This is a genomic window from Paenibacillus oenotherae, from assembly GCF_019443105.1.
GTDB classification, from domain to species: domain Bacteria; phylum Bacillota; class Bacilli; order Paenibacillales; family Paenibacillaceae; genus Paenibacillus_Z; species Paenibacillus_Z oenotherae.
Genome location: NZ_JAHZIJ010000029.1, coordinates 13,981 through 27,301, shown reverse-complemented (window position 1 = coordinate 27,301; position 13,321 = coordinate 13,981). Strand labels below are relative to the sequence as shown.

Here is a 13,321-nt window from a genome sequence, read left to right as displayed (position 1 = left end):
CTCGCATTCGTCAAGATCACAACATCATACATCCAGGCAGCTATTCACGGTCCATAATGGCCGCGATCTCCAGCGCTGCGGCTTCATCAGTGACCAGCATGTCATCATGCCCGAACCGCATAACCGCCGCAATAGCTTCGCCCTTGCTTCGGCCGCCCGCGATCGCTATGACAACTTCCGTCTCCATGATGTCCTCAAGTCTGAGGCCTGCGGTGGACATCTTATGCACAACAGCGCCATTGCGGTCAAAATAATAACCGAACGCCTCTGCCAGCGCCTTCTCCGCTTCCATCGCGTTAATAACGGATTCGTCTACACGCCGCCTGCGCGCCATTACCATAGCATCTCCGATGCCATGCAGGACAATCCTGGCACTGCGGATGACTTCAACAATTTCTCTGATGTTAGGCTCCTGCATGAGTGACATGTAGGCTTCGTCGCTAAGATGGTCGGGAACATGAAGCAGCCTGTACTGGGCGCCTGTACGCTTGGCCATCGTCGAAGCGATCGTGTTCGCTTGATAGTCAAGACTTTCGCCAAGCCCGCCACGCGCCGGGACAAACCAATTGCCCTTGAGCGGCGTCTGAGTCATAAGCTGATTAGCCAAATGAGCCAGTGTTGAGCCTCCTGTAACAGCCACTACATCATCCTTACCCATTACTTTGCGAAGTGCCGCACTTCCCGCACGTCCAAGCTCGCGTTTCGCATAAGGAGAGGTGTCGGAATCGCCGGGAACAATCGTTACTCCCTTCAGACCGAAGTGGGCGCGAATGCGCTCCTCCAGATCAGACAAGCCGAACATCGTCTTATAGAAGGGCTCCATGTCCTCCAGCAGCCGTCTCCCCGCATCGCTGATGCGCATGCCAGCAGCATCAATGAGAAGAAGACCCTGTCCCTTCAGAAAGTCGGTCTCCGCACGAAGCACGCGTTCTGTCAGGTTAAGCGAAGCAGCGAGCGTTCGCCTGCCGATCATGTCCGAGAGCATAACCTGACGGAGAATTAAGTACCGTTTCTTCATTACAATGAGCAAATCCGGCAAAAGCTGCTGCTGTATATCGATGAGAGATTGCATTGTTCAACATCATCTCCATTTGCCGAATAAGCTGCAATTATTACTTGGACTTAATACGTCCCGCTTGCGCGTTTTTAGTCCCACTGCTATTGTACTGCAAAGATTGACATACGGCAAGACGGCATTTGATTATGTAACCGTTTTCTGTCACGATTTGCACAAAATTTTATTTGGAAAGCTTCTTGCTTTTTCTTTTTCTATAGCATATAATAAATCTCGCTATCAATTCGCGCCCGTGGTCCAATGGATATGACGTAGGCCTCCGGAGCCTGAGATCGAGGTTCGATCCCTCGCGGGCGCGCCATAATAACTGCTACTGCTGAGACTGCCCTGACAGAGGGCGGTCTTTTTTGCGCATAGGGATTCTTTTTCCCCATTCCATTACCCGTTCCATTCAACCTTTGAACCTTTTTCTGACCTTCTTTGACTTTCGCTTTGCAATCCGTTATGATGTTAATACATCGCTAATCAATTGAAGGAGGGACTTACTTTGGAAATGAATTTCGTACCTATGGTTATTGAGCAGAACAATCGCGGCGAACGAGCTTACGACATATACTCCCGGTTGCTTAAAGACCGGATCGTCTTTCTCGGCACACCCGTGAATGACATCGTGGCGAACTCCATCATCGCGCAGCTGCTGTTTCTGGCAGCAGATGACCCTGAGAAGGATATTTCACTCTACATCAACAGCCCTGGCGGTTCAGTTTCCGCTGGTCTTGCTATCTTCGATACGATGCAGTTCATCAAACCGGATGTGTCCACCATATGTGTAGGCATGGCGGCTTCCATGGGCGCGTTCCTGCTTGCTGCAGGCGCCAAGGGCAAGCGTATGGCGCTGCCTAACAGCGAGGTCATGATTCACCAGCCGCTCGGGGGCGCACAAGGACAAGCAACGGATATCGAGATTCGTGCCAAGCATATCCTCAAGACCCGTGATACATTGAACAATATTTTGTCCGAACGTACCGGTCAACCGCTTGAGAAGATCGAACGAGATACAGATCGTGACTACTTCATGTCCGCAGCAGAAGCACAGGTATACGGACTCGTCGATAAAGTGATTGAGAAATTGTAAATACTGCTTTATCCTGCTGAGAGTGCCTATCGTCAGAAGACGATCCGGCACTCCTTTTAATTTGCAGCTTTTCGCGATGGCCCCAGGCTTCCCGCTGTTGCTGTTCTCGTAAGCCGGTTTCGCCCGCTTAACGCTCATCTATGAGCTGCTACTAGCAGCTGTTAGACGGTTTTTCCTCCTTATGCTCTCCAATGTGCCCACCCTTGCTGCTGATGGCGTTCCCGTAAGCCGTTTCCACCCGCTTAACGCTCATCTATGAGCTGCTACTGGCGGCTGTTAGACGGTTTTTCCTCCTTATGCTCTCCAATGTGCCCACCCTTGCTGCAGCGGTCGTTCCCACAAGCCTTTTCACCTCAGCAGTTGACTGATATAGCTATATCCACCCTCCCAAAAGCATCTAGAAATCACACTTTTGTGGTTTTGTCAAGAAAGATTCGTACGGCTGAATCCATAACGACGATGTCTTAATTTCATGTTAATATGTACTAAATGATTCCATATTCCCCGTCACTTGGGCCCGTGATACGAAATCTAAATAACGGAGTTGCACACGCATGAAACTATCGAATCCATTCGCAAGCGTGCGAAATTTCATCCGATCCAGTGAACCTGGACGCAAATTCACTCCCTATGCACCAGTATATGAACAACCCTTCGAACGCCACACTAATGATCATGAAGAAACACAGCAGTTGTTTCTTCCCATGCAAGACAAATCATTACTTTTGCGTCCGCTTAGTGATACTCATCTCATTGAAGTTTATCACGAGGCGAAAGCAATGCGCTTGTCTGAAGAGTTCATTGCTTTAATTGAACAGGCAATTAATCAGCGTGGTTTATCGGCTAACAATGACTTCGAATGTAACTCATTACCTAATTAATACATAAAGGGCAGCATCCTCATTGTAGAGGCTGCTGCCCTTTATGTTGCATGCTCTATTCCATTTCGTAAACAACCGTCACATCGGTTGAAAGTGTGATCTCACCTGTTTGAACCGATGTAGAACCTGCGCTATCTGCCGCTGCCTCACTCTTCATTGCATAGTTCCCGTAGTAAGGAATAGGTCCATTGCTGACATTGCTCTGTGCGATATTGACGACTCCCTTGAGCTGACGCCCTGCTGCTTTAGCCAGCGTCTCTGCTTTCAACTTCGCATTAGCCATTGCCTTCTCTAACGCTTGCAGCTCATATTGATCCTGCTTTTCTGTATCGAATTGAATACCGTCAACCCGATTCGCTCCAGCTGTCGACAGATCGTCCAGAAGTGTTCCTGTTCCTTCCAGATCACGAGTCGTAATTCGAATACTATGCGTAGAGATATAGCCTACAATCTTGCTTGTGCCATCCTTGTTATTGTATTGGTGCTCTGGCTGCACGGAGATCCCAGTGGATTGCACATCCTTAGCTGCCATCTTGTACTTCTCGAACAGAACCTTCTTCAATCCGGCGAACTGAGTCGCATTCTTGGACTGTGCATCCTTCGCTGTAGCAGCACGAGTCTCAACAGCCACCTGGACATAAGCAACATCCGGAGCAGCCCGAAGCTCACCGTTACCCGAGACAGTTATTAAGCCCTTCTGCACGCTTGCAGTTGCATCAAGTGCATACACTTCAGCCTTCCCCCCGCTTGCGCCCAGTACGGCGCCAATTCCAATTGCTACAGCGAGTGCCGGCACGATCAGCAGCATGGAGCGCTTGCGTGCCCCCTTGCTGTTCTTGCCTTCTGTGGAAATAGAGTTCGTTATCTTGTTGTCCGTCATCTTGATCAGCCCCTTATCCTTAGTACTTTCTATGACGCTGAAAGCCCCCTCATTGTTGCACTAGCCCTTAATATAAAAAAACTCCCCTGAGGGGAGTTTCTTACACATGAATGTGTATTATTGGTTTTCCAGCTCTTCCTTGCTGACCAAATTGACTAAAGCGGTTACAGCCTGGTCGGCATCCGAACCTTCCGCGCTTATCGTAACTTCTGTGCCGGAGCTGATTGCTAGGCTCATAATCCCCATAATCGATTTTGCGTTCACTTTTTTATCGTCTTTCTCGACGAACACTTCAGAAGAAAATTTATTTGCCTCCTGGACGAAAAGTGCGGCCGGTCTTGCATGGAGACCTGTTTTCAGGCGAACGACAACCGGATGCCTTGTCATGGAAACCTTACCCCCTATACTGAATGAACTCTTATATTGATAGCGCAAACATATTTTTCACACCATTATACCACTATTGTGACAACTTCACTAGCCTTATGCCTAACCGTTCCTAATTTTTTCCGCCATTTCATCAATTTTGCGCAATCTGTGGTTGACGCCCGATTTGCTGACAGTTCCCTTGAGCATTTCCCCGACTTCCTTCAAGTTCAAATCAGGATGCTGCAAGCGGATTTCAGCAACCTCGCGCAGTTTGTCCGGCAAGCTCTGCAGTCCGATTTCCTTCTGAAGCAGCTTGATGTTATCGATCTGCCTTACAGCAGCACCGATTGTCTTGTTCAAGTTCGCCGTCTCACAATTGACGATACGATTAACAGAGTTTCGCATGTCCCGCATAATCCGTACATCCTCGAATTTGAACAAGGCTTGGTGGGCTCCAATAATGCTCAAGAGCTCGATAATTTTCTCGCCTTCCTTCATGTAGAAGATGAACCCCTTCTTGCGCTCAATGCAGCGTGCGTTCAAGTCGAACTTGTTCGCCAGCTCCACGAGCGCTTTGCAGTGCTCCTCATACATCGTAGAGATCTCCAGATGGTAAGACGAGCCTTCTGGATTGTTGACCGAGCCGCTTGCAAGGAATGCCCCCCGCAGATAAGACCGCTTGCAGCAAGGCTTGCGAATCATATCCTTGTCGATGCCTTGATTGAACATGAAGCCTTCAGCTACAATTCCCAGCTCACTTAGAATCTCCTGAACCTTGACCGGAATACGGACAATGTAGACATTATTTTTTTTCAGCCGCATTTTCTTACGGACAAGAAGCTCTGTATGCACCGCGAACAGCTTCTTGATGAGCGTGTAGATCCTTCTGGCAATAGCAGCATTTTCGGTAGAGATATCAAGAATGACTTTGCGGCTGGACAATTGCACGGACCCGTTCATTCGAATGAGTGCGGACAGCTCCGCTCTCTCACAGCACGGATCAGCCTCGATAAGCGTTAGTTCTTTCTTCGTTTGTGCCGCAAAAGACACCTTATCTCACCTCTTTTCTCTCCATCCAGCTTTCCACCAATTGATAAATATGATGGCTGAGTCTAGCCGCATCGTGCCGCAAATAGGTACGGAACAAAACAAGCCTGTCGGCAATTACCTTGTACCCGCGACGCGTTACTTCTTCCAAATCGAGATGCACGGCCTTCGCCCCGCGCTCTGCGTATTTCATCTGCACCTGCGGCGGGATTTCTCCGTCATTGACAATAATATAATCGAATAGATGATGACCGATATGCGCATGAACAGCGGCCAAATGATCACTGACAGAATAATTATCTGTCTCGCCGGGCTGTGTCATCACATTGCATACAAACATTTTGACCGCTTCCGATTCAACAATGCTCTCTGCAAGCTTAGGAACAAGCAAATTAGGAATAATACTCGTATACAGGCTCCCCGGTCCGATCAGAATCGCATCTGCGCTGCGGATTGCCTCCACCGCTTCCTCCAGCGGCTCTACATTCGCCGGCTCGATGAACACACGCTTAATTGCGCGCCCCGCCTTAGGGATATTGGACTCTCCGGAGACAATTGTTCCATCGATCATCTCCCCATGCAGCACAATTGCTTGCCCTGCTGCCGGAAGCACGCGGCCGCGTACTGCCAGCACTCGGCTGAGCTCACGGACGCCAGTAACAAAGTCGCCAGAGATATCCGTCATTGCCGCGAGCATCAGATTGCCCAGACTATGTCCCGCCAGACCGGTGCCGCTGTTAAAGCGGTACTGCAGCATATCCGACAAAAGCGGCTCCACATCGGCTAGTGCGATAAGTACGTTGCGAATATCACCCGGGGGCGGAATTTGCAGTTCATTGCGAAGAATGCCAGAGCTTCCGCCATCATCAGCTACCGTTACGATAGCCGTAATATCGAGCGGCTTCTCCTTCAGCCCCCGCAGCATAACCGATAATCCCGTACCGCCGCCGATGACAACAATCCGAGGGACCTGACGTTTATTCGGTTCCGTCATGTCCACCTCAGTGCCGATCGCGATCAGAATCGCGATGGCTTACGCGCACAGCTTCTGTATCGCTGCTGCCAAGCATCCGGCTCAAATATTCAGCAATGGCGACAGAACGGTGCTTGCCGCCTGTGCATCCAATGCCTATAACGACCTGACTTTTGCCTTCCTTGCGATAGAGAGGAATAAGAAATTGCAGCATATCCAGCAGCTTGGTCAGGAAAGCTTGTGTCTCCGGCCATTTCATCACATAATCATAGACTTCCGGATCCTGTCCCGTATTGGGCCGCAGATGCTCCACATAATGCGGATTAGGCAGAAATCTGACATCATAAATCAAATCAGCGTCTATCGGTATGCCATATTTAAAGCCGAATGAAGTGATATTAATCGAAATCGTATTCAAGTCAGCATTCGTAAACCGTGAAATAATACGCTCTTTAAGCTGTACAGGCTTCAGACTGCTCGTATCGATAACCTGTGTTGCCCAGCCCTTCAAGTCCTCCAGCATGCGGCGTTCCATCTTGATGCCCTCCAGAGGCAGTCCTTCAGGAGCCAGCGGATGACGTCTGCGGCTTTCTTTGTATCGCTGAACAAGCACGCTATCTGTTGCATCCAGAAACAGAATCTCGTACCCGATTGTAAAATGTTCCTTCACATAGCTGAGAGACTCCGACAACGCCGTGAAAAACTCGCGTCCCCGCAGATCGATCACAAGTGCTACCTTTCCTATTTTACCATTCGACTGCTCGATAAGCTCAGCAAACTTAGGAATAAGGACCGGCGGCAAATTATCAACGCAGAAGAATCCCAGATCCTCCAGACTCTGCACCGCTATTGTTTTGCCTGCACCGGACATGCCCGTGATTATGACCAGCTTCGCCTTCGCTGTTCCCGCATCCATTGTCTATTCCTCCCCCGAACGCACGCTGAAATTAAGAACGAATAATCAGACCGGCCGCTCCCACAACCCCCGCATTATTGCCAAGAATAGCAGGTACGATCTCAACGCCTTCCTGCGCCATCTCAGGTGCAGCCTTCTGGAATACTTCCCGAATTTGTTCAAATAGGAACTCGCCGGCATTAGAGACACCGCCGCCAATGATAAACCGCTTAGGATTAAGGACAACCGCTACCATTGCCATCGATTTGCCCAGATAGAATGCTGCACGATTTACGATACGCACCGCAACCTCGTCGCCAGCCTTCGCCGCGTCGAACACATCCTTGGCCTTAATTTCGTCAACAAAGGACAGCGAGGTGCGGTCTCCGCGTTCAACAGCGTCCTTGGCCATCCGGATAATGCCAGTTGCAGAGGAGACGCTTTCCAGGCAGCCCATTTTGCCGCAGCCGCACTGAATCGCTTCCAGATCCGGAACGACTGACATATGGCCCAGTTCTCCTGCCATGCCATTGGAGCCCTCGACAATTTTCCCGCCGATAATAACACCGCCGCCTACACCCGTTCCGAGTGTATAGCAAACGCAGTGATCAATTCCTCTGCCTGCTCCAGCCCAAGCTTCACCAAGCGCCGCAACGTTAGCATCATTATTAATAAGCACTCTTTTCTCGAGTTTTTCTTCAAGAAATGCTTTTAAGTTTATGTTCCTTAAAGGTAAGTTGGGCGAGAATTTCACGATGCCTGCGGGAATATCAAGAAACCCTGCAATACCGATCCCGACACCCTCTACCTGCTCCCAGCTGTATGGAGATTGCTCGACAATATTTCGTGCGTATTGGGCGATGTTCTGACATATCTCATCGCTGCCCTTCTCTACTCCTGTTGGTCCTTCATAAGTATGAAGCAGTTCGCCGTCCATGCTGCAAATGCCAACTTTAATGGCGGTTCCGCCGATATCAACGCCAACAACAATCTTCTCAGACATTAACTAGTCCACCTCTACAATATAGGTATGCGATTCTTCTGTTCCACTATAATTGAACGCCCTCTAGTGGTCAAGGGCAACCAATCCTAGAATTATCAAGGGTTTGCGTGTCAGCCTCTTACATGAAGCGACGCCGCCCTTCTCCTCGGGCAGCGTCGTCTATCCGACCCGCAGCTCCGACTGGTCAGATGTAACCTTGGTGCTTATACCGATTGACTCCAGTCGTGCACCGCATTCTCTTCAAGGAATCTCTCGCAATCAAGCGCCGCCATGCAACCACTTCCTGCCGCTGTAATCGCTTGGCGGTACTTTTGATCCTGCACATCTCCGCAAGCGAATATACCAGGGATGTTCGTCTCTGACGTACCCGGCTTCACGAGCAGATAGCCGGTCTCATCCGCATCCAATTGACCGCCAAGAAACTTCGTATTCGGCGTATGGCCGATCGCTACGAATATACCATTGGTCTCAATGATTTCCTCAGCACCTGTCTCATTGTTGCGAACCTTCAACCCGGTCACGCCTTGCTCGCCAGCTACCACCTCAACCGGCGTCTTGTTCAGAGCCCAGCTGATCTTGCTGTTCTCGCGGGCGCGATCCTGCATAATCTTCGATGCCCGCATCTCTTCACGACGGTGCACCAGGACGACCTCAGTTGCGAAGCGAGTCAGGAAGTTGGCTTCCTCCATCGCAGAATCGCCGCCGCCGACTACAATAATTTTTTTGCCTCTGAAGAAGAAGCCGTCACAGGTTGCGCAGGTGCTGACACCCCGTCCGATGTTTTCCTTCTCATTGGCAATTCCAAGGTACTTGGCAGAAGCTCCGGTAGAAATAATAAGCGTCTCTGCCTGCAGTTCGCCTTGTCCTTCAACCTGAAGTGTGAACGGACGCTTGGATGTGTCCACAGAATTGACCCAACCGGTACGGAATTCCGCGCCGAACCGTTCAGCCTGCTTGCGCATGTTCGCCATCAGATCCGGCCCCATGATGCCTTCAGGAAAACCAGGGAAGTTCTCAACCTCTGTCGTTGTCGTTAGCTGACCGCCAGGCTCCGGCCCTTCAATAACGAGCGGGTTCATGTTCGCACGAGCCAGGTAAATAGCTGCCGTCAATCCAGCCGGCCCTGTTCCGATAATAATGGATTTGTACATATCATTTGCCTCCTTCAAAAGCGTCTAGATCATTATTCATTATTAGAATCCGCCAAAGCGGGGAAAATTAGTTTCATCTTTTCCTTAATTCCACATATTTCATCAATACGCTTGGAGCACTTGCTCACAGTCGCAATGGAGATCCCATATCGCTGGGATACTTCATGGTACGAGATGGCCCGTCTATGCATCTTCGCAGTCAAATACTCCAAAGCCGCCGCCCAGCCTTCAACCTTGCCAAGCTTAGGCACATCCGGGTAGACACGCGACAAAAACTCGATCCAGAGCGTCAACAGATCATGCTGCTGTACCAGATCGTAATGCTTGTTCATCCGTACAAGCGCCGCTTCCAGCACCGCTTGCCATTTGTCTTCCCATACCGGCAGCCTCGACGGCATCCGGCTATGTTCAATAACGGTTTCCTTGCCTTCCAGAATGGCCTCCAGCGATTCATGCACACCAATCGAACGGAGCACAAAGATTGCGATCCGCTTCAAATAATCATCTTCAAGCGGCTCCATTATGAAATGGCGCAGCGCATCCTTCACTTCATTGTCGGCAATCATGCCAAGCGCCTGTATGACTTGAAGCTTCGTATGACGATCACCATGACGCAGCGCCCAGAAGAAGGAAGACCGTACAAGCGGGTCACGCTTCAGGTGATCGGGAATGGTATCGCTTGATTTCTCCCAGAGCTTGAACTGCTCTTCGAAGGGGAGATGATAGTGATAGCTGGTCGGCGCCGTCTGGCTGCCGCTGCGGAAGAGGCCGAGCTGCTCCAGGTAATATCCCGGTACATTGGATGAAGGATCAAGCTTGTTCGCTTGCTGCCACATCCGCTCCGCTTCCTCCAGCCGTCCGATATTGCACGCGGCAACAGCTGTGTAATGATACAAGCATGCATCAGAACGAAGAGAGCTATCCTTTAGCAGCCGCACAAAATGTCTGTGCGCTTCCCGGTGCTCACCTAATATACCCATCGTCGTAGCAAGCTTAAATACATGCTCCTGGTGGAACGGAATCGTCTTGCACAGCAGCGCAACCAGCGGCTTCAGCTGTTCCGTATCCCCGGAGTGTTGAAGGAAGATCGCCAGATTGCAGAGGGCATGCAGATTGCCGGATTCAATAGCCAGAACCTCGTGGATGGTAACCATCGCTTTCTCGAACATGCCCATGTAGTAGTAGGCCAGCGCCAGATTGTTGCGGGCTGCAAGAAACTCGCCATTCTTCTCGACAATTCCTTCCAGCAGCTTGACCGCTTCGACGAACTTGCCTTCCTCCAGCATCGACCGCGCTCGGTCATGTTCGTAGTAGCCTTCACGCGCCTTAATAAAGGCAAGCCGAGTCGGCCGCTCCAACTCGAAGTGGAGCAGATCCATCATCTCTTCCGCTTCGTCAAGAAACTGCCCGTCAGGATCCTCTTCCAGGTAGCGGATTAGTGAATCCTCCGCATCCTCATACCTCTCCATATTGGCGTAGTTGTTCGCCATATAAAAGTGGCATTCCGTCATCGTCGGCTCCAGCTCTTCAACGATTTTGCTGAGAATCAGATTCGATTCCTGATAATCGCCCATCTCCGACAGAATGCCCGCCATATTGCAATGGTTAACCGGATTATCCGGCTCATATTCAACGGCGCGCCGGAAATACTTCAGTGCCTTGTCATAATGATATCGATCCAGCGAGCGAACAGCCCGCTCGAAGAAGAACGTTGCGTCCCATTGAATCGGTATTACTTTGGTCTTATGACTGGCAGCCGCTCGTTTCTTTTCTTTCATCCGCAAGGCACCTCCCCGGTACATCAAAGTTGCTACGATTATACCACAGCGCGGCAAATCCATACACGAAAGAATATGTGGGAAAATCGTGGACTACCTGCGCAAACAATTACGCCTCCTATAGAAGGAAGGGCGGTCGTTAATCGCATGAAGACCCACGATTTAGGGGAATACCGCTGTCTGCGGCCGTATTGAATTATAAACTGCATCGTATCATACTTGCGTTCTATCACCAGTTAAATGCCCCCGATAAACGATAAGCGAGAGGAGACTCCCGCTATCGTTCGAAGGGAATTGTCGTGAATGAATCATGCCCCGATTTCCCGATATGCTAGATTCCAGCGCTTTTGAACAGTGTGCTGATGGAACCGCCCTGCATAATAATTCGGGTTGCTTCTGCCAGCATTGGCGCAACCGAAAGCACCGTGAACCGTTCCGAACGGTTCTCAGGCAGCAGGATCGAGTCGGTGACGACGACTTCCTTAATATTGGGATGATCCAATCGCTGAAGAGCAGGACCGGAGAAAAGCGGATGTGTCGCGCATACATAGACATCCTCTGCGCCGCGTTCCTTGAGACCCTCTACGACATTGACGATTGTCGTACCTGTATCAATCATATCCTCGATGATGATCGGGGTTTGACCTTGTACATCACCGATGACATGAGTAATGACAGACTCATTGTGAGCAGGACGCTTCTTGATCATAATCGCGAACGGCGAATCCAGGTAGTTGGCCAGCTTCTCAGCTGTGGATGCACGTCCTGCATCCGGGGATACAACAACCGGATTCTTAATGTTCTTGCCCTTCAGATAGTCGCTGATAATATCCAGCGCTGTCAGATGATCGACAGGAATATTGAAGAAGCCCTGGATCGCTGGCGCATGCAGATCAATCGTAATCACACGATTGGCGCCTACCGTCGTGAGAACGTCCGCCAGCATTTTCGCCGAGATTGGCTCCCGCGGCGCTGCCTTTCTTTCCTGACGCGCATAGCCGTAATACGGCACAATGATGTTAACAGTACGTGCAGAAGCGCGCTTGGCCGCATCGATCATGACGAGCAATTCGACAAAATGATCGTTAATCGGGTGCGAGAAAGACTGCAGGATGAAGACGTCGCAGTTGCGAATTGTCTCCTCATAGTGTACATAAATCTCGCCGCTTTTGAAGCGAGACACTTTGATTTTACCGAGCGGCATTCCGAGTTCGGAACTGATGCTTTCGGCAAGTTTTTGGTTCGAAGAACCAGAGAAAAGACGCAACTTGTCGCTAAACATGATACCCTCCTGAGCGATTAAACCACTAAATTTGCGTTCGTATGCACAGCTTGTTTCGACATCTTTCATTATACATGGAATCACGAATAATTCAAAAATCAATCATCCGCCGTTTTCGCCCTTCAAAGGTCGCTAACTGCCTGATTCCGACTTCTTTCAACAGCGCACGCGCCTCATCTAAATATTGTCCAAGTCGTTCCGGTTGATGCGCGTCCGAACCGATTGTCAGCGGAATGCCCAGATCACGGGCCCGCTCCAGCATCCGGCGGCTTGGGAACATCTCCGCCGCAGGCGTGCGAAGTCCCGAGGCATTCAGCTCAATCGCGATTCCAGCCCGCTTCACAGCCTCAAGCGCAGCATCCTCCAAATGCGTCACATCGCCATCCGGCTTGTAGCCGAAACGCTTGATGACGTCAATGTGGCCGATATAATCATAGAAGCCCGTTGCCGCCGCCTTGCCGATAGCATCATAATAACGCTCATAGACAGCCATCCGGTCCTGGCCTTCCCAGCCAGCTGTCTGGCGGAAGTCCGTCACATCCCATGTGCCGAGAAAATGAACGGAGCCGATCACATAATCCCAAGGGTAGGCGGAGACGATACGCTGGATCGCTTCCTCCCAGCCTTCGATATAATCCCCTTCAAGACCGACACGCACATCAATTTGGCCCTTATACTTCTCCTTCAGCTCGAAGCATTCCTCCACATAACGAGGCAGCTCGTCCATCGGCATGGCCATCTCCGGATAATAATCGGCCGGATCGACATGAAGCAGCGGCATATGATCGGATAACCCGATCTGCTGAAGGCCAATTGCGATGCCCTGCTTCACGTATTCCTCCAATGTGCCGACTGCGTGTCCGCATCTGGCGTGATGAGTATGATAATCGATCAACAAGTTCCGGTACCTCC

Annotated in this window: 13 protein-coding genes and 1 tRNA gene; 3 read left to right on the top strand and 11 right to left on the bottom strand. The window is 50.5% G+C overall.

Annotation, left to right across the window (positions count from 1 at the left end):
- Nucleotides 1-40: 40 nt before the first annotated feature.
- Nucleotides 41-1,072 (bottom strand): sugar-binding transcriptional regulator, encoded by a 1,032-nt coding sequence (locus tag K0T92_RS23530; RefSeq protein WP_219875070.1) that lies wholly within the window; start codon nt 1,070-1,072, stop codon nt 41-43.
- A 229-nt stretch (nt 1,073-1,301) separates the two neighbouring features.
- Between K0T92_RS23530 and K0T92_RS23525 the strand changes: the two genes are divergently transcribed.
- The 3 genes from K0T92_RS23525 to sda all read left to right on the top strand — a co-directional run bounded on the left by K0T92_RS23525 (nt 1,302) and on the right by sda (nt 3,031).
- Nucleotides 1,302-1,376: transfer RNA gene (locus K0T92_RS23525), tRNA-Arg, on the top strand.
- Nucleotides 1,377-1,568: 192 nt separating this feature from the next.
- Nucleotides 1,569-2,150 (top strand): ATP-dependent Clp endopeptidase proteolytic subunit ClpP, encoded by a 582-nt coding sequence (gene clpP, locus K0T92_RS23520; protein ID WP_219875086.1) that lies wholly within the window; start codon nt 1,569-1,571, stop codon nt 2,148-2,150.
- Between the two features lie 554 nt (nt 2,151-2,704).
- Nucleotides 2,705-3,031: a sporulation histidine kinase inhibitor Sda gene (sda, locus tag K0T92_RS25175; RefSeq protein WP_246628386.1), complete on the top strand. Its 327-nt coding sequence runs from the start codon at nt 2,705-2,707 to the stop codon at nt 3,029-3,031.
- Between the two features lie 55 nt (nt 3,032-3,086).
- Here the strand turns inward: sda and K0T92_RS23510 are convergent, their stop codons facing one another.
- The 10 genes from K0T92_RS23510 to hisJ all read right to left on the bottom strand — a co-directional run bounded on the left by K0T92_RS23510 (nt 3,087) and on the right by hisJ (nt 13,307).
- Complete coding sequence (locus tag K0T92_RS23510; RefSeq protein ID WP_219875069.1) at nt 3,087-3,911, bottom strand: SIMPL domain-containing protein; 825 nt, start codon at nt 3,909-3,911, stop codon at nt 3,087-3,089.
- A 117-nt stretch (nt 3,912-4,028) separates the two neighbouring features.
- Nucleotides 4,029-4,298, bottom strand: coding sequence for an HPr family phosphocarrier protein (locus K0T92_RS23505; protein ID WP_090583454.1), 270 nt, complete (start codon nt 4,296-4,298; stop codon nt 4,029-4,031).
- A 102-nt stretch (nt 4,299-4,400) separates the two neighbouring features.
- A complete protein-coding gene (gene whiA / locus K0T92_RS23500; RefSeq protein WP_219875068.1) occupies nt 4,401-5,330 on the bottom strand; it encodes a DNA-binding protein WhiA in 930 nt (309 codons plus the stop codon).
- A gap of 1 nt (nt 5,331) precedes the next feature.
- Nucleotides 5,332-6,321 carry a gluconeogenesis factor YvcK family protein gene (locus K0T92_RS23495; RefSeq protein WP_219875067.1) on the bottom strand — a complete coding sequence of 330 codons (990 nt, stop codon included), beginning with the start codon at nt 6,319-6,321 and terminating at the stop codon, nt 5,332-5,334.
- Nucleotides 6,322-6,328: 7 nt separating this feature from the next.
- Nucleotides 6,329-7,216, bottom strand: a complete 888-nt coding sequence (gene rapZ / locus K0T92_RS23490) for an RNase adapter RapZ (protein ID WP_219875066.1) — start codon at nt 7,214-7,216, stop codon at nt 6,329-6,331.
- Nucleotides 7,217-7,247: 31 nt separating this feature from the next.
- Nucleotides 7,248-8,198: an ROK family glucokinase gene (locus K0T92_RS23485; RefSeq protein WP_219875065.1), complete on the bottom strand. Its 951-nt coding sequence runs from the start codon at nt 8,196-8,198 to the stop codon at nt 7,248-7,250.
- Between the two features lie 203 nt (nt 8,199-8,401).
- On the bottom strand, nt 8,402-9,349 hold the full coding sequence (trxB, locus tag K0T92_RS23480; protein WP_219875064.1) for a thioredoxin-disulfide reductase: 948 nt from the start codon (nt 9,347-9,349) through the stop codon (nt 8,402-8,404).
- A gap of 32 nt (nt 9,350-9,381) precedes the next feature.
- Nucleotides 9,382-11,127 carry a tetratricopeptide repeat protein gene (locus K0T92_RS23475; protein ID WP_219875063.1) on the bottom strand — a complete coding sequence of 582 codons (1,746 nt, stop codon included), beginning with the start codon at nt 11,125-11,127 and terminating at the stop codon, nt 9,382-9,384.
- A gap of 331 nt (nt 11,128-11,458) precedes the next feature.
- Nucleotides 11,459-12,409 (bottom strand): ribose-phosphate diphosphokinase, encoded by a 951-nt coding sequence (locus K0T92_RS23470; protein ID WP_219875062.1) that lies wholly within the window; start codon nt 12,407-12,409, stop codon nt 11,459-11,461.
- A 91-nt stretch (nt 12,410-12,500) separates the two neighbouring features.
- The gene (gene hisJ / locus K0T92_RS23465) at nt 12,501-13,307 is read right to left on the bottom strand and encodes a histidinol-phosphatase HisJ (protein WP_219875061.1); all 807 of its coding nucleotides are present in this window, start codon (nt 13,305-13,307) and stop codon (nt 12,501-12,503) included.
- Nucleotides 13,308-13,321: the final 14 nt, after the last annotated feature.

Excerpts from the sequence above, each read along its gene's own strand:
- K0T92_RS23485 (WP_219875065.1), bottom strand. The coding sequence starts at position 8,198 with ATGTCTGAGAAGATTGTTGTTGGCGTTGATATCGGCGGAACCGCCATT.
- K0T92_RS23530 (WP_219875070.1), bottom strand. The coding sequence starts at position 1,072 with ATGCAATCTCTCATCGATATACAGCAGCAGCTTTTGCCGGATTTGCTC.
- K0T92_RS23470 (WP_219875062.1), bottom strand. The coding sequence starts at position 12,409 with ATGTTTAGCGACAAGTTGCGTCTTTTCTCTGGTTCTTCGAACCAAAAA.
- sda (WP_246628386.1), top strand. The coding sequence starts at position 2,705 with ATGAAACTATCGAATCCATTCGCAAGCGTGCGAAATTTCATCCGATCC.
- rapZ (WP_219875066.1), bottom strand. The coding sequence starts at position 7,216 with ATGGATGCGGGAACAGCGAAGGCGAAGCTGGTCATAATCACGGGCATG.
- K0T92_RS23475 (WP_219875063.1), bottom strand. The coding sequence starts at position 11,127 with ATGAAAGAAAAGAAACGAGCGGCTGCCAGTCATAAGACCAAAGTAATA.
- K0T92_RS23505 (WP_090583454.1), bottom strand. The coding sequence starts at position 4,298 with ATGACAAGGCATCCGGTTGTCGTTCGCCTGAAAACAGGTCTCCATGCA.
- clpP (WP_219875086.1), top strand. The coding sequence starts at position 1,569 with ATGAATTTCGTACCTATGGTTATTGAGCAGAACAATCGCGGCGAACGA.
- K0T92_RS23510 (WP_219875069.1), bottom strand. The coding sequence starts at position 3,911 with ATGACGGACAACAAGATAACGAACTCTATTTCCACAGAAGGCAAGAAC.
- trxB (WP_219875064.1), bottom strand. The coding sequence starts at position 9,349 with ATGTACAAATCCATTATTATCGGAACAGGGCCGGCTGGATTGACGGCA.
- K0T92_RS23495 (WP_219875067.1), bottom strand. The coding sequence starts at position 6,321 with ATGACGGAACCGAATAAACGTCAGGTCCCTCGGATTGTTGTCATCGGC.